The 22844-nt window shown below is 70.3% G+C and carries 21 protein-coding genes; 10 read left to right on the forward strand and 11 right to left on the reverse strand.

Annotated features, from left to right (window positions below; translation table 11 throughout):
• Window positions 1-189 precede the first annotated feature (189 nt).
• Together ACZ68L_RS32235 and ACZ68L_RS32240 are read left to right on the forward strand one after the other, a co-directional pair.
• Window positions 190-978 carry an oxidoreductase gene (locus ACZ68L_RS32235; protein WP_469584000.1) on the forward strand — a complete coding sequence of 263 codons (789 nt, stop codon included), beginning with the start codon at window positions 190-192 and terminating at the stop codon, window positions 976-978.
• A gap of 199 nt (window positions 979-1177) precedes the next feature.
• Window positions 1178-2128 carry a hypothetical protein gene (locus ACZ68L_RS32240; protein WP_469584002.1) on the forward strand — a complete coding sequence of 317 codons (951 nt, stop codon included), beginning with the start codon at window positions 1178-1180 and terminating at the stop codon, window positions 2126-2128.
• Between the two features lie 15 nt (window positions 2129-2143).
• On the opposite strand, the gene ACZ68L_RS32245 is transcribed toward ACZ68L_RS32240, so the two are convergent.
• The 3 genes from ACZ68L_RS32245 to ACZ68L_RS32255 form a co-directional block, all read right to left on the reverse strand.
• Complete coding sequence (locus tag ACZ68L_RS32245) at window positions 2144-2677, reverse strand: Lrp/AsnC family transcriptional regulator (RefSeq protein WP_469584005.1); 534 nt, start codon at window positions 2675-2677, stop codon at window positions 2144-2146.
• A 257-nt stretch (window positions 2678-2934) separates the two neighbouring features.
• Complete coding sequence (locus tag ACZ68L_RS32250) at window positions 2935-3174, reverse strand: FAD-dependent oxidoreductase (RefSeq protein WP_469584008.1); 240 nt, start codon at window positions 3172-3174, stop codon at window positions 2935-2937.
• A gap of 260 nt (window positions 3175-3434) precedes the next feature.
• On the reverse strand, window positions 3435-4883 hold the full coding sequence (locus ACZ68L_RS32255; RefSeq protein WP_469584011.1) for an aldehyde dehydrogenase family protein: 1449 nt from the start codon (window positions 4881-4883) through the stop codon (window positions 3435-3437).
• Window positions 4884-5129: 246 nt separating this feature from the next.
• On the opposite strand from ACZ68L_RS32255, the gene ACZ68L_RS32260 reads away from it, so the two are divergent.
• Both ACZ68L_RS32260 and ACZ68L_RS32265 read left to right on the forward strand, forming a co-directional pair.
• Window positions 5130-6599 carry an APC family permease gene (locus ACZ68L_RS32260; RefSeq protein WP_469584014.1) on the forward strand — a complete coding sequence of 490 codons (1470 nt, stop codon included), beginning with the start codon at window positions 5130-5132 and terminating at the stop codon, window positions 6597-6599.
• A gap of 209 nt (window positions 6600-6808) precedes the next feature.
• A complete protein-coding gene (locus tag ACZ68L_RS32265) occupies window positions 6809-8014 on the forward strand; it encodes an FUSC family protein (RefSeq protein ID WP_469584017.1) in 1206 nt (401 codons plus the stop codon).
• Between the two features lie 20 nt (window positions 8015-8034).
• Here ACZ68L_RS32265 and ACZ68L_RS32270 read toward each other — a convergent pair whose 3' ends face one another.
• Entirely contained in the window at window positions 8035-9168 is a 1134-nt protein-coding gene (locus ACZ68L_RS32270) for a PP2C family protein-serine/threonine phosphatase (protein WP_469584019.1), read from the reverse strand.
• Between the two features lie 207 nt (window positions 9169-9375).
• Here ACZ68L_RS32270 and ACZ68L_RS32275 point away from each other — a divergent pair, with 207 nt between their 5' ends.
• The gene (locus ACZ68L_RS32275; RefSeq protein ID WP_469584022.1) at window positions 9376-10380 is read left to right on the forward strand and encodes an alpha/beta fold hydrolase; all 1005 of its coding nucleotides are present in this window, start codon (window positions 9376-9378) and stop codon (window positions 10378-10380) included.
• Window positions 10381-10497: 117 nt separating this feature from the next.
• Here the strand turns inward: ACZ68L_RS32275 and ACZ68L_RS32280 are convergent, their stop codons facing one another.
• Entirely contained in the window at window positions 10498-11100 is a 603-nt protein-coding gene (locus tag ACZ68L_RS32280; protein WP_469584026.1) for a hypothetical protein, read from the reverse strand.
• 156 nt (window positions 11101-11256) lie between these two features.
• Here ACZ68L_RS32280 and ACZ68L_RS32285 point away from each other — a divergent pair, with 156 nt between their 5' ends.
• The 4 genes from ACZ68L_RS32285 to ACZ68L_RS32300 all read left to right on the forward strand — a co-directional run bounded on the left by ACZ68L_RS32285 (window position 11257) and on the right by ACZ68L_RS32300 (window position 14687).
• A complete protein-coding gene (locus tag ACZ68L_RS32285; protein ID WP_469584028.1) occupies window positions 11257-11628 on the forward strand; it encodes a hypothetical protein in 372 nt (123 codons plus the stop codon).
• A 622-nt stretch (window positions 11629-12250) separates the two neighbouring features.
• Window positions 12251-13225, forward strand: a complete 975-nt coding sequence (locus ACZ68L_RS32290; protein ID WP_469584030.1) for an acetylxylan esterase — start codon at window positions 12251-12253, stop codon at window positions 13223-13225.
• A gap of 113 nt (window positions 13226-13338) precedes the next feature.
• On the forward strand, window positions 13339-14049 hold the full coding sequence (locus tag ACZ68L_RS32295; RefSeq protein WP_469584033.1) for a hypothetical protein: 711 nt from the start codon (window positions 13339-13341) through the stop codon (window positions 14047-14049).
• Window positions 14046-14687, forward strand: a complete 642-nt coding sequence (locus ACZ68L_RS32300; protein WP_469584035.1) for a hypothetical protein — start codon at window positions 14046-14048, stop codon at window positions 14685-14687. Before ACZ68L_RS32295 ends, ACZ68L_RS32300 begins: the two co-directional genes overlap by 4 nt.
• Before the next feature lie 12 nt (window positions 14688-14699).
• Here ACZ68L_RS32300 and ACZ68L_RS32305 read toward each other — a convergent pair whose 3' ends face one another.
• The 6 genes from ACZ68L_RS32305 to ACZ68L_RS32330 form a co-directional block, all read right to left on the reverse strand.
• A complete protein-coding gene (locus ACZ68L_RS32305; protein ID WP_469584038.1) occupies window positions 14700-16415 on the reverse strand; it encodes a serine/threonine-protein kinase in 1716 nt (571 codons plus the stop codon).
• Between the two features lie 213 nt (window positions 16416-16628).
• Window positions 16629-17738, reverse strand: coding sequence for a Gfo/Idh/MocA family protein (locus ACZ68L_RS32310; protein ID WP_469584041.1), 1110 nt, complete (start codon window positions 17736-17738; stop codon window positions 16629-16631).
• 95 nt (window positions 17739-17833) lie between these two features.
• Complete coding sequence (locus tag ACZ68L_RS32315) at window positions 17834-18268, reverse strand: FAD-dependent oxidoreductase (protein ID WP_469584044.1); 435 nt, start codon at window positions 18266-18268, stop codon at window positions 17834-17836.
• Window positions 18269-18373: 105 nt separating this feature from the next.
• Window positions 18374-19330, reverse strand: coding sequence for a DUF6807 domain-containing protein (locus tag ACZ68L_RS32320; protein WP_469584047.1), 957 nt, complete (start codon window positions 19328-19330; stop codon window positions 18374-18376).
• Between the two features lie 341 nt (window positions 19331-19671).
• Window positions 19672-21051, reverse strand: coding sequence for an FAD-binding oxidoreductase (locus tag ACZ68L_RS32325; protein ID WP_469584049.1), 1380 nt, complete (start codon window positions 21049-21051; stop codon window positions 19672-19674).
• Window positions 21052-21117: 66 nt separating this feature from the next.
• On the reverse strand, window positions 21118-22170 hold the full coding sequence (locus ACZ68L_RS32330) for an antibiotic biosynthesis monooxygenase (protein ID WP_469584052.1): 1053 nt from the start codon (window positions 22168-22170) through the stop codon (window positions 21118-21120).
• On the opposite strand from ACZ68L_RS32330, the gene ACZ68L_RS32335 reads away from it, so the two are divergent.
• Window positions 22162-22728, forward strand: coding sequence for a nucleoside deaminase (locus ACZ68L_RS32335; RefSeq protein ID WP_469584056.1), 567 nt, complete (start codon window positions 22162-22164; stop codon window positions 22726-22728). The two genes, ACZ68L_RS32330 and ACZ68L_RS32335, sit on opposite strands and share 9 nt — an antisense overlap.
• The last annotated feature ends 116 nt before the right edge of the window (window positions 22729-22844 follow it).

The following is a 22844-nucleotide window of genomic DNA, read 5'->3' on the forward strand; positions in this document are numbered from 1 at the left end:
AGGGGCGCCGGGCGGAGGGACGGAGGCGTACCGACAGCCGCTGTCACCCGGACGGTCGGCCCGCGTCACCCCGTTGCTCTCCGGGCCGTGCCACCACCGTCGGCCCCGGTGACGCTGGGTCCGGCGTCCTTCCCTCCAGTGGAGCGCCGCAATCCCTCGTCGGTGCCGTTCGTTTGCTGGGAGAGCGTGATGGATCTGCGTCTGACAGGCAAGGCGGCCGTGGTCACCGGCGCCGGCCGGGGTATCGGCCTGGCGGTGACACGGGCGCTCGCCGACGAAGGCGCGAGAGTGGTCGCGGCCTCCCGTACTCTCACCGACCCGCTGTCCGAACTGACGGCGCGTGAGGACGTCCACTTCGTGCGGGCGGACCTCAGCCGGCCCGACGGCGCCGAGGAACCGGTGGCGGAAGCGGTCGCCCGGTACGGCGGCCTGGACATCCTCGTCAACAACGTCGGGGCCGTGCGTCCGAGAGCGGGCGGCTTCCTGTCCGTCGGCGACGACGAATGGACATGGGCGCTGACGGTCAACCTCCTCACCGCGGTGCGCACCACACGCGCCGCCCTGCCACACCTGATCGCAAGCGGCTCCGGCTCGATCGTGACGGTCGGATCGGTCACCGCCTTTCTGCCCGACCCCTCGGTCATCGACTACGGAGCGAGCAAGGCCGCGCTGAGCAACTTCTCCAAGGCCCTGTCCAAGGAGGTCGGCCCGCACGGGGTACGCGTGAACACCGTCAGCCCCGGGCCCGTCGCCACGGACCTCTGGCTGGGCGAGGGAGGCATCGCGCAGACCGTCGCGGCGGCCGACGGCAGCGCCCCGGACGACATCGCCCAGGGCTTCGCGTCCCGGGCCGTGACCGGGCGGTTCAGCCTGCCGGAAGAAGTCGCCGATCTGGTGCTCCTGCTGGCGAGCGGCCGGTCGGGCAACGTCACCGGATCGGACTTCGTCATCGACGGGGGCCTCGTCACGACGCTGTGACGGAAGCGATCTGTGACGGGAATCGATCTGTGACGGGAGGGGACCGGCGCGGGAGAAGGCATGGTGTCGGGAGACCCCCGTGCCCCGCACCGGTGAGCTTCCCGCCGGCCGCGGCGCGCCACGAGCGTCGACAACCATCGGAATCTGTCCGGGTCCGCGTCCCCGTGGAGGAGGACCCCGAACGGGAACAGGGCATCGCATGCCACCATCACTCGGCCGCCGCGCCCTGTTGCTCGGCACCGGCGGACTGCTCGCGGGGCCCTTGGGCTGCTCGGCCACGTCCCGGACGGCCGCCGGCCCGTCCACGTCCGTATTCCCGTCCACGCCACCGCCCTTGCCGACGACCACGGCCTGGCGTCCCGACCGCGGCGACGTGGAGCCCGACGTGAAGCTGCGTGCCGTGCGGGTGGTGGAGGCGATCGGCGCGTGGCCCGCCGGGCAGGGCGGTGTGGCGGCGGCGAAGAGACGGGTGGCCGCGCTGGGGGCGGTGCCGTCACTGGTGGACCGGGCTGGTGCGCTGCGTCCCGACGCGGACCGGGCCGCGCTCCAGGTGATCGACGCGCAGTACGGCGGGATTCTGGCGGACTCGGCCAGTGTGCTGGTGGTGTGCCGTCAATGGACGCCCGGCCACGCGGGCGGCACGACCGTCGACGTACGGCTGAGTCGGGCCGGGCCCTCCTGGGAGGTCACCGATCTCCATCCGGCCCGCCCCGGCGCCGCCGCAGCCGCGCTGCCCACGGAGGCGAAGCGGGTACTGGCCGAACCGCGGATCGGTCTGCCGCCCGCGGCCGAGGCGGACATCCGCAGCGGGCACGTCCACCCGACCGTGCTGCGGGCCCTGCTGAGCCTGGCCGGCACGTACCGGATGGACCTCAGCGTGATCCGCTCCGGGCACCCGCTGTACGTGTTCGGCACCGACCGGCCCAGTGACCATCCACCGGGCCGGGCCTTCGACGTGGCGCGGATCGACGGGCACATGGTCGTCGATCCGGCCACGTCACGCCGGTTGATCGAGTCGTTCATGCGTGACGCGGCGGCCGGTTCGTACAACGTCGGCGGGCCGCTCCGGCCCTCCGGCGGCGCGACGGCGAATCAGTTCTTCACCGACGCCACCCATCACGACCATGTCCACGTGGGATTCACGGCCTGACGACCGCCTCGCCGCTCAGGCACGCTGGTCGAGACCCGCGCCCAGCGGTGGCTGTGGGGCGTCGAGCAGTGAGGTGTCCACCTCGCCGACGCCCCAGCCGTACGCCAGCTTGTGCACTTCCAGTACGAAGAAGGAGTCGGTCGAGACGATTCCGTCGATCTGATGCAGTCTGCGGTTCATCAGATCGGTGAAGTGGTCGGTGTCCCGGCAGATCACCTCCGCCATCACGTCGTAGGTACCCGCCGTCATGATCACGTAGGAGGTCTCGGGCACCTCCCTCAGCCGTCGGCAGACCTCTTGGGCGCTGCCCGGCCTCACCCGGATGCCGACCATGGCGAACCGGTCGAAGCCGATGGTCAGCGGGTTGGCGATACCGACGATCTGGAGAGTGCCGTTCTCCTCCATGCGCTGGACGCGGTAGCGCACGGAGGAGGCGGGGATGTCGAGTTCCTCGGCGATCTGGCTGTACGGGCGGCGGCCGTCCGCTTGGAGTGCGGCGATGATCTGGCGGTCGGTGTCGTCCAGGGGGCTGCCACCCAGCGTGCTCATGCTCTTGCTCCGGCTCTCATGTACGGCCCATCACGGTGTGCGGGCCTGGTTCTTCGGTCGTACGGCCTATCCTGCCCGGCTCAGGAATCGAAACCGAGGCCGAGTCGGTCCAGGGCGCGCAGCCACAGATTGCGATGGCCGTGTGTGTCCTCGCGGGCCATGGACCAGCGGGTGGCCTCGACGAGCGCGTGGGCGCTGTTGAGTCCTTCGACCTGCCAGGGCGTGGCGGCGACGGTGACCTTCCCGCCGCGTACGAATCAGCAGTCGATGCCGTGGGTGTCCAGGTCGCGCCGGAAGGCGTCGAAGTTCTCCATGCCCAGGCGGTGCAGCAGCCGGGCCTCGGCGGGCCGGCGGTCGGCGCCGTTGGCGAGGCCGTGGGTGAGGCCGAGTGAGCAGAAGCCGCCGTTGCGGCCGCCGGCCGCGTGGCCGCAGGTGTTCTGTTCGACGACGAGGACGTCCGTTCCGGGTCTGCGCGTGTGGCGAGCAGCGCGGTCCACAGGCCGGTGTAGCCGCCGCCGACGAGGGCGAGATCGCAGGTGGTGTCGGCGGTCAGCCGGGGCAGGGGCGTGGGGTGTTCGGGCCGGTCCAGCCAGTAGGGGACGGCCTCCGTGTCACGCAGGCGGCTGCGGTGGCCGGTGGGGCGCGGGGCGACGGTGGTCATGTGGCGGGTACCTCGTTGCCGGCGTGGTGGGGCAGCGCGGGCCGGGGCCCCGACGTTGGTCGGGGCCCCGGTCGGCGGTGGGAGCGGGCGGGGCGGTCAGAGACTGATGACGCCGGTGCGGGTGTCGGTCATGTCCATGAGCGTCCACTTGCCGCCGATGCGGCCCCAGCCGGTGGACCGGCTGCCGGCGCCGCCGAACGGCATGTTGATGTCCCACCAGTTGTTGCTCTCGTTCACGACGACCTGGCCGACGGCCATTTCCTCGATGAAACGGAACGCGGAGGTCATGCTCCGGGTGAAGACGGCGCCCTGGAGGCCCAGTTTGTCGTCGTTGGCGATGCGCAGCAGATCGTCCTCGTCCTGTCCGGTGATGATCGGTACGACCGGTCCGAAGGACTCCTCACGGGACAGCAGACTGTCCTCGGGGACACCGTCCACCACGGTGAACTCGTAGTAGAGGTCGGTGGGGTGGCCCGAGGCGCGCTTGCCGCCGAGCAGGACGCGTGCGCCCCGCTCGCGGGCATCGGCCATGTGGCGGTCCATCTTGGCGGCGACGCCCTCGTTGTTGAGGGGGCCGAGAACGGTCTTGGGGTCGAACGGGTCGCCGAGGGTGATGCGCTGGGCCTCGCGCAGGACGGCCTCGACGAACTCGTCGTGGATGTCGGCGTGCACGATGACGCGTTCGGTGGCGCAGCAGACCTGTCCGGCGCACGGGTAGGCGCCGTCGACGGCGGCCTTCGCGGCGGCCTCGACATCGGCGTCGGCGAGGACGACGAGCGGGCCGTTGCCCGAGCATTCCATGATGGAGCGCTTGAGCCCGGCGGCGGACTGGATCTTCGCCCCGGTCGCGGAGGAGCCGATGAAGCCGATCGCGTGAATGCCCTCGTGACGCACCAGCGCCTCGCCGGTGTCACCCTCACCGGGCACGATGTTGACGAGGCCGGCGGGCAGTCCGGCGGCGACGAACGCCTCCATCGCCCTGAGGACGGTCAGCGGGGTGTTGGCCGGCGGCTTGACGACATGGGCGTTGCCGGTGGCGAGACCGGGGGCGACGAACTCCGCGAGCATCAACAGCGGGAAGTTCCACGGCGTGATGATGCCCCATGTGCCCACCGGGCGCTGGAAGGTGAACATCCGCTTGGTGTTGTCGGTGGAGGGCAGCGTCTCGCCGTGCAGCCGTACGGCGTCCTCGGCGTGCAGATGGAAGAGCTTGGCCGCCTCCTCGATGTCGGCGACGGACTCGGCGAGCGGCTTGCCCTGTTCCAGGGACTGGAGGCGGGCGAGTTCGTCCACGCGCCTGCCGAGCTCCGTACCGATGCGGTGACAGAGCTCGGCGCGGGTCCACACATTGGTCGCGGCCCAGGCCGGCTGGGCCTCGTTCGCGGCACGCACCGCGGCGTCGACGTCGGCCTCCGCGGGCAGGGGGAAGCTGCCCACGAGTTCGCCCGTCGCGGGGCTGATGACCTCATGGGTCTTCCCGGAGGTGCCGTCGGTGAAGGCGCCGTTGATGAAGAGCTGGTGCCGGTCGGCGGTCGGGGTGGTCATGCGTTGGCCTCTCTGTCCTGTCCTGACCGGGAACAGGGCGCGTCGGCTCGGAGCCGCGCCGTCCCGGGTCTGGTGCGAAGCGATGACTGGAGACTCGCTGAGCAATCAGGGACTGTCAAGACTGCTGAATCAGCAATCGAGTAAGTCGATCACTGCTAATTCATGAGTATTGACAGACGTTTTTCGCTTCCCTTATAACCAGGCCACATCGGCACTCCTGCCTGCGCCCACCCTGAGGGGAACGCCATGTCATCCCAGCCACAGACTCCAGCCCCGCCCTCCTCGGACCCGTCGCACTCGACGGGTGCGACGGCCCCCGCACTGGCGAAGAAGATGAGCTGGTTCGACGGATTCGCGATGTCGCTGACCATGCCCGCGGCGCTGATCGCCTCGCTCGGCGCCTCCATCGGCGGTCTCGGTGCCTGGGGTGCCATCGCCCTGTGGGCCGCCTCGATGGTGCTGGCCACGGCGACCAACTGGATCTACACCGAACTGGCCGCGATGTTCCCCGACTCCTCCGGCGGGATCGCGCACTACGCGACCGAGGGCTGGAAGAAGCGGGCGCCCGTGGTGGGCCCGATCGCGAGCATCGGCTACTGGTTCCCCTGGACCACGGCCCTCGCGGTGTACTCCGGACTCATCGGCTCCTTCGTCCGGGCCCAGTGGTTCCCCGGCCAGGACTGGAGCGTGGAGTTCGGACCACTGAAGGTGGACTTCCCCATAGCGGTGGGCCTGCTCGTCATGCTGCTGCTGTTCGGCGCCGCGATGATCGGCCTGCACGTCGCCATGTGGGTCGTCTACGTCACCGGCGGTGCGCTGCTGATACCACTCGCCGTCTTCATCGTCCTGCCGTTGTTCTCCGGTGACTGGAGCGCACAGGGTCTGCACTGGAACCTGCACGGTGCCGCGGGACTGCGCGAGGCCCTGGTATGGCTGTACGTCATGGCGTGGACCTCGTTCGGCGTGGAGGTGTGCGCGACCTTCGCCCCGGAGTACAAGGACACGGTGCGCGACACCACCCGGGCCCTGCGCGCCGGGGTGCTGTTCTCCCTGGGGGTCTTCATCCTGCTGCCGCTGACCCTGTCGGGATACGTCGGCGAGAAGGCCATCGGCGAGGAGCCCACCACCTTCTTCGTCGGCGCCTTCCAGGACCTGGTGGGCGGTGCCTCCGACCTGATGGTCGTCTTCCTGATCGCCTCGTTGCTGCTCATCATGATCACCGGCCTCGCCGACGGCTCCCGGGTGCTGTACGAGATGGGCAAGGCGGGACTCACCATCAAGCAGGTGGGGGTGCTGAACCGGCGCGGCGTGCCGGCTCGGGCCCTGCTGGTGGCCCTGGTGCTGAACGTCTTCGTACTGACGGTGCTTCAGACCCCGCTGGCCATCATCGTCACGGGCAATCTGGGGTACATCCTCACCCATGTGCTGGCGGTCTCCGGCTTCGCACTGCTGCGCAGGGACCGGCCCGACGCGGTGCGGCCCATCCGGCTGCCCCGGTTCTTCGTACCGCTGGCCTGGACGCTCGCCGGCTTCCTCACCGTGGTTCTGGTGGTGGGCGCGACCGGATTCTCCATCACCGGGTACGGCGGCTACACCGAACTGGGTGTGGCGCTCGCCGTCCTGGTGGCGGCGGTGCTGCTGTGGCTGTACCGGATCAAGGTGCAGGACCGGCGGCCCACCGACGACCGGCAGCCCACGAACGGCCGGCCGGTCTGACGCGGGCGGCGTCCACACCACGTCAAGGTGCTGGAAAGCAGGCGGAAAGTGGTCCTGCGGGCAACAGGCGGCCCTCCCGGGTGACCTGAGTCGGAGATTCGTCGCTGGTCGGGTGAAGGATGCGCATCCGAACCGGACGGGCACGTCCGTACGGTGGGGTTCGGTGAGCCGGGGCGCTGCGACGGCGTACCGGCGGGCATGGGAAAGAGATGCCAGGAGTATCCGCACCCGTGGTCAAGCTAGTCCGGCGTACCACCGAGCCGGTCGGGGCGCAGACCCTGCGCTCCACGGCGGCAGCCGTCATCGCCTACATCGTGGCGGTGTGGACCCTTCCGCATCCGGCACCGCTCACGGCGCCGCTCACCGCGCTCCTCGTCGTACAGGTCACCCTCTACGCCACCCTCACCACGGGGATCCGCCGGGTGAACTCCGTCGTCGTCGGCGTGCTCATCGCCACTGCCTTCAGCTCCCTGGTCGGCCTCAGCTGGTGGAGCCTCGGACTGACGATCTTCGCTTCGCTGATCATCGGGCGGCTGGTGCGCGTCGACGAGTTCGTACCCGAGGTGGCGATCAGCGCGATGCTCGTACTGGGCGTGTCCCAGGTCGCCTCCACCGCGTGGGACCGTGTGCTGGAGACCCTGATCGGCGCCGGTGTGGGACTGCTGTTCAACCTGCTGTTCGCGCCACCCGTATGGGCGCAGTCCGCGGGTGCCTCCATCGACAGCCTGGCCAGGGCGATGGGGCGGCTGTTCCGTGCGATGGGAGAGGACGTGTACGGGCACATCTCCGTCCAGCGGGCGGCCGACCGGCTCCATGAGGCCCGCCGGCTGGACCACGACATCGTGGAGGTCGACGCCTCGCTGCGGCAGGCCGAGGAGGGCCTCACCCTCAATCCACGCGTCAGACAGGGGCTGCTCTACCGGGTCGTGCTCCGAACCGGCCTGGACACCCTGGAGATCTGTGCCGTGGTGCTGCGGGTGTTGTCACGCACACTCACCGACCTGGCCAAGGCCCGTACCGACGAGACCCTGTTCCCCGCCGACGTGGCCGAATCCCTCAGGGAACTGTTCGGACAGATGGCCGACGCCATCGAGAGCTTCTCGGAGTTGATCACCACTCCGGTCGCGGAGAACGCGGAGGAGGCCGAGGACCGGCTGGCCCGCGCGCTCGCCGTCAGCCGCGCGACCCGGGACCGGGTGGCGGACCTGCTCCTCGAAGACGTCCAGGAACACCCCAGGCAGTGGCAGTTGCACGGGGCCCTGCTCGCCGAGGTCGACCGGATTCTGGACGAGCTCGACATCGACAAGCGCACGGAGCGCCTCGGCAAAGAGCTCGACCGGCGCTCCGCGCAGGCGCACGACCGTCATCCTTGGCTGCACGCCGTGTCGCGACGGCTGCGAGGCACCCGGGACTGAGACGGCGCGGGCGGACGGCCCTATCCGGAGGCCGGAAGCCGTTCGATGGCGACCATGGCCGCGTCGTCGCCCAGACGCCCCCCGGCGTGGCGGACCAGGTCGGCGCAGAGTGCCTCCAGCAGCGAGCCCGGCCCGCTGCCGCAGTGCGACGCGGCCCGTTCCGGGAGCGGATAGAAGACCCCTGACCGGTCCCGGGACTCTATGACGCCGTCGGTGTACAGAAGCAGGGTGTCGCCGACGTCGAAGGTGAACGTCTCCGCCATGTGTTCGGTGACCAGCAGATGCGCCAGCCCGAGCGGCGGGGCGGGTACCCGCACATCGAGCGGGATCACCTCTCCGGCACGCAGCAGGAGCGGCGGTGGATGACCGCAGCTGACCAGGCGCAGTTCGGCGGCGGCATCGGGGATGTCGAGAACGGCCGCGGTGACGAAGGACTCCGCGAGCTCATGGTCGTCGTTCCCGTCCCCGTCCGTGGCGACGGCGTACTGCTGGTCCGGCGCGATGCTCGCCTCCAGGCGCGCCACCAGGTCGGGCAGGTGCGACTCCTGGCGGGAAAGAGCGTGGAATGCCCCCAGGACACTGGCCGCCTCGCCGATGGCGGCCAGTCCCTTGCCGCGGACGTCACCGATGATCAGGCGGGTTCCGTCGCTGGTGCGGGCGGCGGCGTAGAGGTCGCCCCCGATCTGGGCCTCCGCCTCCGCGGCCAGATAGACCGAGGCGATGCGCAGGGGGCCGCTCCGTGCGGGCAGCGGTCGCAGGACCACTTGCTGCGCGGCCTCGGCCACCGACCGCAGCTGGGACACCGCCTGTTCGTTCCGCTCCCTCAGCCGGGCGAAGAAGGTGACGAAGACCGAGATGAGAACGAGTGCGACGATCTGGTAGGTGTGGTTGAGGTCGTTGATGCTGCTGCGCATGACGGCCACCCCGGACTGGGCCAGCACGGCGACCGCACCGACGAAGGCGGTCATGCGAGGCCCGGTGAACGAGGCGGCCACCGCGGGAGCCGCCACCAGGAACGGGCCGAGATGCACATCCGGTGGCGAGAAGACATCGACCACCGTGACGACGGCGATCAGCGCGAACGGCATCGCCACGAGAGCGTTCCTGCGCCTTCGGGTCTTGCGGAACAACTGCGGGAACGGCTGGGAACCCATGCTTACGGGATACCCCACCCGGTCCGCCGCCGCGCCCCGTGACAGCGGATCGACGCGGCCCGGCAACACCCCCTCGTCACGCTGCGTCGCCCGGAGCTCACCCGGACGGTCGGCCGCTTTCACCCGCCTGCTTCTCGTGTCGCGCCGTTCCGGCCGGGCCTGGAAACGCTGGGCCCACCAACCGCTCCTCGACGAAGAGAGAACAGCATGACCGTCTCGGCCTTCCTCGCCCCGCGGACACGGATACCCGGGCGTCGCGCGCGGATCGTCGCCGCCACACTCACCACGGCGGCTTTCGCCGCCGCCCCCGCGGCCGTCGCGGCCGACGGCGGCGCCGACACGGCCGGCACCAAGCCCACGGTGGTGCTGGTGCACGGCGCGTTCGCCGACGCCTCAAGCTGGAACGGCGTGACGGAACGACTGCAACGTGCGGGCTACGAAGTCATGGCGCCGGCCAATCCACTGCGCGGGCTCGCCCATGACTCCGCGTACATAGCCAGTGTGCTGAAGAGCATCAGGGGTCCGATCGTGCTGGCCGGGCACTCCTATGGAGGCGCGGTGATCAGCGATGCCGCCGCGGGGAACCCGCAGGTGAAGTCGCTGGTGTTCGTCTCCGCGCTCATGCCGGACAAGGGGGAGAGGCTGGCGGATCTGTCCGCGAAGTTCGCGGGAAGCGAGCTGAACGCGGCGCTGAAGCCGGTGCCGTTCCCGGACGCCGACGGTAGGGAAGGGGCCGACCTGTACATCCGGCCCGACAAGTTCCACGGCGTCTTCGCGGCTGACGTGCCGTCGGGTACTACGGCTGTCATGGCCGCTGCCCAACGCCCCATCAACGGGGCCGCGTTCATGGAGAGGGCGGCGGGGGCCGCCTGGAGGACCATCCCGTCCTGGGCACTGGTCGCCACCCGTGACAAGGCCATCGCCCCGGACCTCGAACGCTACGAGGCCAAGCGGGCCAAGTCCCGCACCGTCGAGGTCGACTCCTCGCACGTCGCGATGGTGTCGCGCCCCGACGCCGTCGCCGATCTCGTACGGAAGGCCGCCGGCGACAACACACCCGCCGCGTCCACCATGGCCTCGACGGGCACCAGCACGCTGGTCCTGGCCTGCTTCGGCGGACTCGCGGGCGTGACCGTCCTGACCGGCGCGGGCCTCGTGAAGGCCGTCCGCAGGCGTCGGGCCGCCGGCAGCGGGCCCGGCGCAGCCCTCTGACACCCATCGGTGAGGGCTCGGGTGCGGGCCGGTCCCCGGGATCGGTCCGCACCGCGCACGGCACGGGACCACCGATGTGCCATCCGCCCCGTGGAGGGAACAACTCGGGTCGCAGCACTACGGAACCAGCCGGGACTCCGACAGGCGGGGCGAGGGCGGCGCCGCGCCGTCCCGTGTCGCGGAGTACAGCGCGGCGTGCTCCTCGCGGGACACCACCGACCGGCCGCCGCTCAGCGTGAGGCGGCGTCCCCGCGGGGTCGTCCAGCGGACCTCGGCGCAGTCGCCGACGCAGTCCACCTCGGGCTCCGGCACCTGCTCCCCGGACGGCCCCGTGGCGGACGGCACGAGGGAGAGGGACCCCGCCGCGATGGTGTCGCCCAGCGCCGTCCAGTCCAGCTCCGCCGGGCTCGCGCTCTCGAAGAGGACGACCTCGATCCGCATCCCGTCGGCGCGCGGGACCAGCCGGACCGTCGGCCTATGGCCGCCGAAGCCGGCCCCGGCCAGCCTGAAGGCCAGCCGTGCCGTCCCCAGATCGAGATCGACAGCGCCGTCGACCGCGGACGTCTCCGGCACCGGTGGTGCGCCGATCAGGTCCACCACCAGCCGCGGTGAGCGCGCCCGGAACCGGTCACCCGGCCGGATCATGTCGAGGTGGTGGTGCCGGTCGCCCGCCGGGCAGGCGAAGCCCGTCAGCCAGGCGACATGCGGGCCGCTCCGCACGGTGGAGATCACCCCCGAGGCGAAGTCGAAGTCCTCCGCCCCGTCGTCCTTCAGCAGATGGACGTGCAGATGTCCGGGGTGCCGTCGGGGCGTACCCAGTGGCCGAGCAGCGGGCGCCGCTGCAGCCAGGTGTCCTGGTGGTTCACACTGCCCAGCGTGGTGACCGCGTCCAGCCACGCGGTGCCCGTCTCCGGCGACGGGCTCCGGGCGAAGAGCTCCCGGTGCCCACGCTCACCGTCCGGCGTCGGTGCGCCGACCGTCCCGTTCTGCAAGCCGGCCATCGCCGCCCCGGTCCAAGCCGCGCTCGACAAGCCGGCCAACGTGCCGGTCGCACACTTCGCCCCGTACGCCAAGGCACTCAACGAGTACGAGCCGGCCATCGAGCCGCCCGTCGAGACGCAGAACGTCTACAAGGCCCTCGACAGCGCCGTGCAGGCCGTACTGACGCGCGAGAACGCCGATCCGGTCGAGCAGCCGAAGAAGGCTGCCCCGCAGGTCACGTCCCAGGTGGAGCGCGCGCAGAACTGAGGCGTCTCGGGTACGTCAGGCACTGAGCACAGCACGAGGAGAGGCGACGAGACGTCGACGAGCAGGTCACACGCGCCTGTGGCGCCCGCCGGGAACCGCACCCGGAAGGACCGGACGAAGCAACGGCCGTCCACCGCCCCCTCGGTGCCCCGGCCGGGGACTTCGGACGGGCCGCCGCCGGACGCCTCCCCGAATCGTGGCGGCCCGGCGGAACGCCTCGTCCACTGGGCCAGGCGAGGAGGTGCCACCACCCTTCTGTTCGGCCTGCCGATGGTGCTGTGCTTCTCCTGGTAGCCGATCGTCCAGAGCGTCCGGCTCAGCTTCGAGCAGACCAATCTGGTCGGTCCCGCGGAATGGGTGGGCCTGGACAACTTCCGGCATGTGCTGGAGGACCCCCTGCTGTGGACGGCGGTCAAGAACACCGCGCTGTTCGCGGTGCTCGCCCTGGTGATCGGCCTCCCGGCGCCGCTCCTCCTCGCGGTGCTCATCGCCGAACTGCGGTGTGGCGGCACACTGTTCCGTATCCTCGCCTACCTGCCGGTGACGGCACCCGGCCCCGCGCTCCATGTCACACCGTCGCACGTCACACTGTTCCGAGTCCCACCACGAGGAGAGCAGCACCATGGCCCTGTTCGACCTGCCGCTCAACGAACTGCGCGACTACCGGCCGCGGATCGACGAACCGGACGACTTCGACGCCTTCTGGTCGACGACCCTGGCCGAGACCCGTGCCCACGCCCCCGCCGTCTCCTTCGAACCCGTCGACACGGGACTGACCGGTCTGCGTACCTGGGACACCACGTTCGCCGGCTTCGGCGGCCATCCGGTCAAGGGCTGGTTCAGCGCCCCCGCGCACGCCGACGGCCCGCTGCCGCTCATCGTCCAGTTCCACGGCTACAACGGCGGTCGCAGCCTCCCGCACTGCTGGGGCATGTGGCCGCTGGCCGGCTTCGCCCACTTCATCATGGACGTACGCGGCCAGGGCAGTGGCGGCAACGTCGGCGACACCCCCGACCCGGTCGGCTCCGGCCCCTCCCACGCCGGTTTCATGACCCGGGGCATCGAGGACCCCGAGAGCTACTACTACCGCCGGGTCTTCGACGATGCCGTGCGCGCCGTGGCAGCGGCCCGCTCCCATCCGCTGGCTGATCCCACCCGCACGGTCGCGCTCGGCGGCAGCCAGGGCGGTGGCATCACCCTCGCGGTCGGTGCACTCGTCCCCGACGTGGCGGCCATCGCCACCGACGTACCGTTCCTCTGCCACTTCGGACGGGCCGTCACCCTCACCGACGCCGACCCGTACGCGGAGATAGCCCGCTACCTCAAGATGCACCGAGGCAAGGAGGAGACCGTCTTCCGCACCCTGTCGTACTTCGACGGGGTGTCGTTCGCCGCGAGGGGCCGAGCCCCCGCGCTGTTCTCCGTAGCCCTGCAGGACCAGACCTGTCCGCCGTCCACGGTCTTCGCCGCCCACAACGCGTACGGCGGTGAGAAGAAGATCGAGGTCTACCCGTTCAACGGACACGAAGGCGGCGCCATGTTCCAGGAGGCCGCTCAACTCCGTTGGGTGCCGAAGACCCTGGAAGAGGCCGGCTGAGCCCTGCCGCGGTCCGGCGGGTGTTGTGGATCACGGACAGACCGTGGACAGCACGTATATCGTCCCTCGGGGCACGTCATGGCCCTGCGACGCGGCAAGGACGAGGGCGGACAGTGCGGCAGAGAGCCTACGGGCAGGCGATGCTGGCCGTCGCCTGCGCGCTGATGGTGTGGCAGGTCTGGATGATGTGGTACATCGCCAGTCACGAGGCCGTCTCCGTACGATGGAGCTGCGACGGGACCGGCGGCTGCGCCAGCGACCAGTTCGCGTCGGCGGCCCCGATCGTCGGAGTGGGCTCGGCTGTCGTCCTCGGTCTGCTCTCCGCCCGTTTCCTGCACCGTGCCGCCCCCGGGGCGATGGTCGCGCTCTGCGCCGTCGCCGCGATCGCCGGCTGGCACGACGCGCTGGCGGAGGACCTGGTCGACTACGGCACCACCACCTCCTTCCACCTCTTCTTCCCGGTCGGTGAGTTCTCCGTCTCCGCATGGCTCACCTTCCTGTGGTCCGTCGGGGGCGTCGGCTGCTTCGCCGCCTGGTGGGGCGCGGCCGTCAGCCTGCGGCGCACCGCGGGGCTGCGCAGGCTCTCCCGCCGCTGCACCACGGCCGACGCGGTGCTGGAGGGCTGGCGGTCGGTGGGTCGCAAGTACGGCGAGGTCACCGTGGTCTTCGACGACACGACCGGGGTGCGCCACGAGGTCCCGGCCGTCGTGGAACGCGTCGCCCTCAAGCGGGACGTCCGCGCCCTGTACGACGCCGACCGTCCCGACGACCCGGCTCACACCAGGGTCGTCATTCCCCGACGCAAGGTGCTGCGCCTCTCATGACCACGTCGATCTCCACCGCGTCCTCCCTGCGCGGCTTCTTCAGGCTGTTCACCGTGGTGTCCGCGCTCGGCACCGGTCTCGCGCTGGCCGCGCTCGTCCAGGGCGCTGTGGACGGCCCCCGGTGGCTGCTGATGCTCGCGCTCCCCGTGACGGCCCTGGCCCTGACGGCGTACGGCAAGGCGGCCGAGGACATGGAGTCGGGCGTCGCCGCCCCCGGGCTGCGCTCCGGCGGCCCGCGCGCCTTCGCGCCCGCAGTGGTCAACGGGGTGAAGGCCGTGAACAAGGAGAACGGCCGGCCGGCCACCGACGGGCAGGCAGTGGACTCCGTGTTCGCCTTCGACCTGACGGTGGTGCCGGACGATCTGCCCCCGTACCGGATCGAGGTCCGTCACCCCCTCGACCTGCAAGGGCTGCTGCACAGGTCCAGGGCGGTCGTCGAGTACGACCCCGAGCAGCCCTGGCGGGTCGTCATCCCCAACAACCCGCCGCGCGAGTGGCTGGCCCGCGCGCACGGCCTCACCCCGCCGGCGGCCGGGGTGAAGCGTCGCGCGGGCGGTGCCCCGGCCGGGCTCAGGACGCTGGTGGTGGGCGTGGCGATCGCGGCCGTGCTGCTGGTGCTGGTGCGGCTGGTCGGCTGACCGCCGCCCGGGTCAGCCGCCGCGCGGATACTCCTTGAGCACCTTGCCGTTGATGTCGGCCCTCAGATAGGCGCCGCCGTACTCGTCGGAGACATAGACGCTGAGGGTCGGCTGGTAGTCGTCGAACGGGGAGGCCGGATCGATGTCCACGTAGTGGCTGGTGGGCTTGGTGACGCCGAGAACCTTGTCCGCCCGGCGCATCAACGCCGGAAGGGCGTCCCAGTCGAACTTCTCGAGGTCCACCGCCTTGCCGCCCTGCGGGAGGGTACCGCCCGCGCGTTCGCGGGCGGCCTTCCCGTCACGGTACGTGTAGACGTCGTACAGGCTCTTGTTGCCCGCGACCGGGGCCTCGGCGCGCGCGTGCACCTCGAACAGCGAGAACGAGGTGATCCGGCTGCCACCCATCACCGGCTTGAGCGCGGCGATGACCGACCGGGCCCCGGCGGGCGTCAGCAGGTTCTTCGGCTTCGTCGGAGGCTTCTCCCGCGCCGTCTCCTTCGCCCCGTCGCTCCCGGCGGCCGAGGGGCCGCGGGAGACCCGGTCCGGGGCGGACGGGGCGCTGCCGGAAGCGCGCGTGTCCGGGCCGGGCAGCAGGGTCCACACCAGGACGCCGGTCAGGGCAGTCCCGGCGAGAGTGATGGTGACCGTGGTGGCACGGCCCCGCCGTACCCGGCGGCGGATCTCGCGCGTGCCCAGCGTCGCGGGCTCGGGACGCGCGGGTGTGCCGAGCGGTCGGCCCCCTGCCCCGGGCGCCGGGCGCCGGACCGGGGCGGTGGGCAGGACCGTGGTCGGGCCGGCCGGCACCGCGTCCCGCAGCGTGGGAGGCTCCCGGCGCGGCGGTGCGTCATCCTGCGGAACTCCGGGGCCCTGCCGGGGCGGCGCCGCGACCGGCTCACTCACCGCTGCCAGCATCCGGTCCAGTTCCTCGGGGCCTGGTCTCGCCGCCGTGTTCCGGGTCAGCAGCGCGGTCAGCACGGGAGCCAGTGGGCCGGCCTGCCGGGGCGGCGGGATCTCCTCGTCGAGCACGGCCGCCAACGTCGCCAGCGTGGTCGCCCGGCGCAGCGGATGCACGCCCTCCACGGCCACGTACAGCATCATGCCGAGCGACCACAGGTCCGACGCCGGATCGCCCTCGTCACCGCGAATGCGTTCCGGCGCCATGTAGTCGGGGGAACCGATGATGGAGCCGGTCGCCGTCAGACTGGTCGACTCACGGACCGCGGCGATACCGAAGTCCGTGAGGACCGGGCTGCCGTCGGCCCGCAGCAGTACGTTGGCGGGCTTGACGTCACGGTGGAGGATGCCGGCGGCATGGGCGGCACGCAGCGCGGACAGCACCCCGCGTCCGAGTTCGGCGGCCTCGACGGGGTCGAGCGTCCCCTCGGCCAGACGCTCCGCGAGCGAGGCGCCGGGCACCAGCTCCATCACGATCCACGGGTACGCGTGCTCGCCGCCGTCCACGATGTGGTGGATCGTGACGACACCCGGGTGGTCGAGCCGGGCCAGCGCGCGGGCCTCCCGCAGCACCCGCTCCCGCAGCAGCCGTGCCGACTCCGGATCGTTCTCGGCCAGAGCGGGGTCCGGGGGCCGCACTTCCTTGAGCGCCACATCGCGGTGCAGGGCCAGGTCATGAGCCCGCCACACCATGCCCATGCCGCCGCTGCCGAGCCTGTTCACCAGCTCGAAACGGTCGTCGATCACTCGGCGCACGGACCCCCCAGCGTTCATGGAACAGAGGGTACGGGGCGGGACCGCAGCGGTGCGCACCCACCCCGAACCCCTCACACGCCGTCGTTCGGCGTGAGCCGCAGCGTCGTGATCTGGAACAGCCGCAGCCGCAGCCGCAGCCGCAGCCGTACCGCATCGCCCGCCACCTCCGCGGACGAAGGCGAGCAGCAGCGCGGTCGACGTGGGGGCCCTGGTCGTGGTCCCCGTGGTCGGTCACCGTCCCGGCTCCTCGGGCGCCCAGCCGGGCACGGAGCCGTGCAGAGCCTGGTAGAAGGGGTCGCCCGGAACGATCTCACCGGCCAGGACGGGGCGGCCGGTGAGCGCCGCCTTGTACATCGCGGTGATCAGTTCCAGGGAGCGGCGGCCGTCCCCGGCGCTCGCTCTGGGCCGTCGGCCCGCCCGCATGTCGGTCAGGAGCGAACGGAGTTGGGCAGCGTGCGAGCTGGGGACGTCCTCGGCAGGGGAGGTCCAGCCGACCACCCGGCCGGGCTCGACGCCCGGCGCGGGGGTGTACGTCCAGTCGCCGTTCCCGTACCCGTACAGATGGTTCAGTTCGATCGTGGCGTCCCGCAGGTCGATGCGCAGATGGCTCAGCTGACGAGGCGACAGGGCGCTGTTGACCACGGTGGCGAGGGCGCCCGAGGCGAAGCGCACGGTGGCGGTGGTGACGTCGTCGGTCTCGACGTCGCGGGCCAGCCTGCCCGCCATGGCCCGGATCTCCGCCCAGTCCCCGAGCAGTTCCAGCAGCAGATCGATCTGGTGGATGCCGAGCCCCATGGCGGGGCCCGCGCCCTCCGTCGCCCACTTCCCGCGCCAGGGGACCGCGTAGTAGGCGTCGTCGCGGTACCAGGTGGTCTGGCAGTGGGCGACCAGCGGCGCACCCAGCTCGCCGGAGGCGATGAGGGCCCTGGCGTGCTCGGCGCCCGACCCGAACCGGTGCTGGAAGACGATCGGGGCGTACGGGCCGTCCTTGCCCTCGGCGGCGGTCATGGCGTCGTACTCGGCGAGGCTGAGCGCGGGCGGCTTCTCGCACCACACCCAGGCGCCGGCCCGCAGTACGGCGACGACCTGCTCCCGGTGGGCGACGGGCGGCGAGGCGACGACGACGAGGTCGGGACGGACCCCGCTCAACGAGGCGGTGAGATCGGTGGAGTGGTGGGGGAGCGCGAAGTCGGCGGCGAAGGAGCGGGCCGTGGCGGGATCGGCGTCGACGGCGCCGACCACGCGGAAGTCCGAGGGGAGTTCGAGGAACGCGGGCATGTGGACGACGCGGGCGATGTTGCCCGTGCCGACGAGCAGTACGCGGTAAGGAGACACAGTCACAGGGGGCCGTCCAGGCTGAGGGCGTGAGCCGTCGGATGGGTAAGCGTTTTCCCGGAGTCCGTACGCTGCTCTTCCCGAAAGGAAGGCAGCTGGTTTCAGTGAGTGGCGTAGAGCGCCCCGGCGCTGGACACAGGTCCGGTGCGGAGCCCGTCCGGCCAGTCGAGGGCGAGGCCGAGCGAGTCGCTCAGCCGGTTCTGGAAGGAAGCGACGTCGCCCAGATCCGTCGCGTCGATGACGTAGGGGGCACTGACCGTCAGCAGCTCTCCGTCCGCGGCCTCCAGCGTGACCACCGTCACCCGGTCCCCGTCCGTCTCGGCCGCGACCGGACGGTGGCGGAGCAGCGGGGCGAGGCGGCCCGCGGCGAGATGCGGGGTGAGCAGCTCCTGGACGACGACGAGCGCGGCGTGCGGTTCATGGCTCAGATGACTGGTGGTACTGAGGCCGGGACCGAGCAGCGGATCGGCGTACGGTCCCGGGCACAGCGGATAATTGCGCCGGTAGGAGTCGTACTTGGGCCCGGACGTACCCATCCGGCCACTTCCTTCCGCGATTTACGCGTCAATCGGTGTTGATCCCAGTGTGGTGGCGGTCAACGCGTCATTTCAACAGGGTCGCGAGGCGGTCCGTGCCGTCGTTCACCACGGGTGCTCCGCGAGGTACGCGGCGATGCGCTCCCGGCCCCACGCCCCGTCCGTGACGGTGACCCGGTAGCGGCGGGACAGGGTGTCGCCCGGGGCCAGCTCCAGTTCGTCGTAGAACGCGAAGGAGGGGGCGACGGCCGCGAAGGGCTCGTTGCGGACGAACCAGTGCGCCGGGTGGGTCCCGCCCTCTCCCGCGTGATCGTTCTCCGGGGCGTGCCGGAAGATCAGTGTGGCGTGGCCGTCGGCACCGTCGTGCTCACCGCCGTAGGCCAGCCACGACGCCTGTGTCCCCATCAACTCTGGACCCGAGCCCTCCGGTCCGAGGATTCGCCCGCCCCGGAAGGCGCGCGGCCCGCGCCAGAAGAGACCGGTGTAGCCCGCCGCCTCCCGGCCGTGCGTCGTGGGGCTGCCGAAGTGCAGCGGCTCGGTGCGCCGATTGGTGATCGCGCTCGACCAGGTCAGCGTCCAACTGCCTCCGGTGGCTGCCGCACCGGCGTCGGATTCGGCGTACTCCACGTCGTGCAGTTCGACGCGCCGCTGCTCGTCCGCCCAGTGCGTGCCGTTGTGGTGGCGCCAGCTCAGGCGCTCCGCGATGACCGCGTGTCCGGCATCGGCCGCCACCTCGTCGAACCCGATGTGTGCCATCGATCCGACCCGTTCGGGCAGCGGCCGGTAGTCCTGGCCGTGCACATAGGTGTTGCCTCCCCACAGGTTCTGCCCGGACAGATGGGAGGCCGTCATCTGGAGGCCCTTGTGCCAGCGGTGATCATTGGGCCGATAGTCGGTGACAACGTTATCGGCCAGTGTGCGCATGGGGTGGACGTACGGTTTCGGGGCCTCCCAGGCCGCCTCCGGACGGTAGACATAGCTGATCAGATCGATGCCGCCCCGCTCCTCCGTGACCGTGATCCGGTCCCCGTGGGCGTGCGTGATGCGAAGTGGACCGCCCATGTCCCAAGTCTCCCGAGTGCGATCGGAAAGCGCTTACCGCAAGCTAGGCCCTGCACCGGAGGAACGTCAACAAGCCTCAATGAGCAGAGGCGCATCCCGGCCCGGGCGCTGCTCGGCCGCGGGCGATCGATCCGGTCGGCGCGTGCGGAGGACCGGCCATGAGTTCTTCACATCGCCAGAGGCCCGTGACCGCTCCGGCGGAAACACGTGATCGTGACCGACTGCCGCAGCGTCCGACGGAAATGATCCGAGGCGGCCATGTCGTGACCCAGGGTGAGCGACAGGGCTTCTCTCCGTCGGCCGAGGTGTCGACGGGGCCTTCCTCCGTCGGCCGAGGTGCCTCAGGGCGTGAGGTAGGAGTGGAAGACACCCTCCGGGTCGTACCGGCCCCTCAGTTCCTGCAGCCGTCGCCAGTCGCGCGCCGTGTAGGACCGCTCCGCGCGGGTGGGGCTGGCGGTGAGGTCGGCCTCGCCGATGTAGTGCCCCGTCCCGAGGGGCTCCACGGTGCTCATGGTCTCGCGCAGCCAACGGGCGTTGATGTCATCTTCCATGGGATCGTCCCAGATGGCGTACGGGACGACGTAGCTCGATCCGAGCACCGAGAACGCCATGTCGCGCAGCAGTTCCTCATGGTGCGACGCGGGCGACACGGGTGCCAGGACGAGGGATTTGTCGGAGGGGGCCCGCTCCATCGCGTCGCTGAGCCCGGACAACAGCGCCCCGAGGCCGGAGTCGGACCACAGGGTGTCGGCCGCGTAGCGGTGATGGGCGGGCCATATGTCGCCGGAGGCCTCGTAGAGGGCATTGAGGGACGTTGGTTCGTCCGTCCCGCGGAAAAGGGACCGATCGGCGAAGGGGCAGTTCCGGAGCGGCCCGAGGGCCTGGACGGCCTGCTCGCGCGAATCCGCGAAAGCGGTGGCGGCGACGGTGACCACCTTCGGCCGAGGCCTCGCTCTCGTCATGTGCGGGGTGGCTGTTGCGAGTACGAGGGACAATTCCACGATCGGTTCGAGATCGCGCGCGGTTTCGGTGACCCAGTTCGTCACCTCTTCGAGAGCTGCGAGGGGAAAGGTGAACGTGGTCGACATGACCGCCCCGGGCAGCCGGTACAGGCGAAGGTGAAAACGGGTGACGACGGCGAAGAAACCCGGACCCGCTCCGTGCGCCGCCCAGAGCAGGTCGGGATTCTCGTCCCTGTTGCACCGGACCGTTTCACCGTCCGCGGTCACGGCTTCGATTTCGTGGACGCTCCGACAGGCCGGACCCAGGACACCGGAATTCCAGCCGAGACCTCCGCCGAGGAGATATCCGCCGACGGCGACCGACCCGCAATGCCCCGTGGGAAAGAAGAAGCCGCGCTCCGCGAGTTCCGGAGCGAGTTCACTGCCGGTGACAGCCGGCTGCACGGTCGCCGTCGCAGAAGCCATGTGGATGTCGCACCGCCGCAGCCGGGAGAGGTCGATGAGCATGCCGTCGGAACGCACGGAAGAGCCGCACCAGCTGTGCCCGCCCGCCCGCACCGCGATGCGGAGCCCGAGGCGACGAGCCAGCCCGATGGCCCCCGGAACATCCCGTTCCGAAGCGGCACGCACGATCAGTTCCGGGAATCGCTCGGGCTTGCGCCCGTTCCACACCATGGCTGCCAGGATCGCGTCGTAGTCGGGATCGCCGCGCTGGACGAGCTCCCCTTCGATCCCTCTGGCCAGTTCTCTGTCACGCATCACAAGACTCCCGGACCTGCACGGCTACGGCTGTGGACGAAGCTGAGGATGCGGTGCGCCGTGCCCCTAACTCGTGGTCAGGGCGAAGACGGTGATGATCACCAGGTAGCACACCGCGACGAGCGCGGCGCCTGCTACGTGGACACCGGCGGAGCGCGCCCTGGTGGGCAGCAGCCAGAAGGCGAGCGCTCGGGTGACCAGCGGCATCAGCAGCCAGGTCAGCACGCTGACACTCAGTACGTTGCTGATGAACAGAGCGAGATACCCGGGCACTCCCAGGCGACCGAGCCAGTCACCGACCGTCAGGTTCAGGATCATCACCGTGGGATACAGGGCGAGTACCACGGACATGGCCTGCTTCCAGTTGGACGGAGCCTCTTCCTCCGCGCCCGCACCGAAGCGGAACCAGGCGCCGAACGCCGATCCGATCTTGCGCACGTTGTAGGAACCGAAGTACTCGCGGCCTTCCGTCAGAAGCTTTTCGCGCGCCTCGGATCCGAGCCATTCCTCAAGGTGTTCGCGTGTGTCGAAACGGAAGGCGACCACCCAGCGGTCCTGAACTCCCTTTACCGGCCTGAACAGCTCCGACCCCATGAAACCAGGATGTTTCTCCTGTTCTTTGAGGATTTTGTCCTGCCAGTGCAAGAATTCCTGCTCGCGCCCCGGCCGTACTTCGTGCGATACGACCGCCGTGACGACATCCTCGGTCGGCGTACCACCGGAAAGCACCTCTTGCGTGGAGGCTCCATCGAACAGCGGGCGGCCTTCGTCGAGGAGTTGTCGACGCGCATTCGAGTCCAGCCACTCGGTCAGCTGCTCGACACGGGAGAAGCGGAATACGACGACCCACTCGTTCTCCTCAGCGGAGGCCGGCGGGTACAACTCCGTTCCCTGGAAACCGTCAAAGCTTCGTACGACCTCGTTGGTCTTCTCCTGCCAGCGCCTGTAGTCCTCGTCCCGGCCGGCCCGGACTCTCTGGGAGATCACGACCGTCGCGCTGCCGCTGGGGCCACGGCTTGCACGGGTACTCATGCCGAGTAGTCTAGTTCTAAAAGGAGTTATCGGACAAATAGGGGAAAATTCCGCCTCGGTGAGCGGGAGGATCTTGAGATGGGACACAAGGAGTTCATGGCCGAAGCGGTTCGACTGGCTACCGAGTCCGTCGACAACGGCTGGGGCGGACCGTTCGGTGCGGTGATCACCAACGACGGCGAGATCATCGCCCGCGGGCAGAACCGTGTACTTCTCACGGCCGATCCGACCGCGCATGGTGAGGTGGAGGCCATCCGTAAGGCGGTTCAGCTGCTCAATCCCGAGGCGCCCAGCATTTCCGAGGCGTACCAGGACGCTTACACCCTGAAGCTGGTGCCTCGCCCGGAAGGTTCCCCCGACGTGGTGCCCGAGCGCGCTCGTATGCTGCAGGGGTGCACGATCTACACCAGTGGCGCCCCGTGCCCGATGTGCATGAGCGCCATCTACTGGTCCCGGATCAGTGCCGTCTACTACAGCTGTGACTGGAAGGCGACTCAGGAGATCGGCTTCGACGATGTCTTCCAGTACGAGGACTTCGCGAAACCCCCCGACCGGCGGAGCATCACTCTCGAACAGTTCCATCCCGAGCTGGGGGCCACGTCTTACGAGGCGTGGGCGAACAAGGCGAACAAGCACCCGTATTGAAGCGGTTCTGAACGGGAGACCGATCGCCGCGTTGCCGATGTGCCGGGATAGCGGGGCCGGGCGGCCGACGGCTTGCCACTCACCCATGGAAGAGCGGCAAGACGTCGGCCGTTCGT

Source organism: Streptomyces sp. NPDC104309 (genome assembly GCF_055584025.1).

Excerpts from the sequence above, each read along its gene's own strand:
- ACZ68L_RS32235 (WP_469584000.1), top strand. The coding sequence starts at position 190 with ATGGATCTGCGTCTGACAGGCAAGGCGGCCGTGGTCACCGGCGCCGGC.
- ACZ68L_RS32300 (WP_469584035.1), top strand. The coding sequence starts at position 14,046 with ATGACCACGTCGATCTCCACCGCGTCCTCCCTGCGCGGCTTCTTCAGG.
- ACZ68L_RS32255 (WP_469584011.1), bottom strand. The coding sequence starts at position 4,883 with ATGACCACCCCGACCGCCGACCGGCACCAGCTCTTCATCAACGGCGCC.
- ACZ68L_RS32260 (WP_469584014.1), top strand. The coding sequence starts at position 5,130 with ATGTCATCCCAGCCACAGACTCCAGCCCCGCCCTCCTCGGACCCGTCG.
- ACZ68L_RS32270 (WP_469584019.1), bottom strand. The coding sequence starts at position 9,168 with ATGGGTTCCCAGCCGTTCCCGCAGTTGTTCCGCAAGACCCGAAGGCGC.
- ACZ68L_RS32325 (WP_469584049.1), bottom strand. The coding sequence starts at position 21,051 with ATGCGTGACAGAGAACTGGCCAGAGGGATCGAAGGGGAGCTCGTCCAG.
- ACZ68L_RS32265 (WP_469584017.1), top strand. The coding sequence starts at position 6,809 with ATGCCAGGAGTATCCGCACCCGTGGTCAAGCTAGTCCGGCGTACCACC.
- ACZ68L_RS32335 (WP_469584056.1), top strand. The coding sequence starts at position 22,162 with ATGGGACACAAGGAGTTCATGGCCGAAGCGGTTCGACTGGCTACCGAG.
- ACZ68L_RS32240 (WP_469584002.1), top strand. The coding sequence starts at position 1,178 with ATGCCACCATCACTCGGCCGCCGCGCCCTGTTGCTCGGCACCGGCGGA.
- ACZ68L_RS32305 (WP_469584038.1), bottom strand. The coding sequence starts at position 16,415 with ATGAACGCTGGGGGGTCCGTGCGCCGAGTGATCGACGACCGTTTCGAG.
- ACZ68L_RS32290 (WP_469584030.1), top strand. The coding sequence starts at position 12,251 with ATGGCCCTGTTCGACCTGCCGCTCAACGAACTGCGCGACTACCGGCCG.
- ACZ68L_RS32275 (WP_469584022.1), top strand. The coding sequence starts at position 9,376 with ATGACCGTCTCGGCCTTCCTCGCCCCGCGGACACGGATACCCGGGCGT.
- ACZ68L_RS32320 (WP_469584047.1), bottom strand. The coding sequence starts at position 19,330 with ATGGGCGGTCCACTTCGCATCACGCACGCCCACGGGGACCGGATCACG.
- ACZ68L_RS32315 (WP_469584044.1), bottom strand. The coding sequence starts at position 18,268 with ATGGGTACGTCCGGGCCCAAGTACGACTCCTACCGGCGCAATTATCCG.
- ACZ68L_RS32245 (WP_469584005.1), bottom strand. The coding sequence starts at position 2,677 with ATGAGCACGCTGGGTGGCAGCCCCCTGGACGACACCGACCGCCAGATC.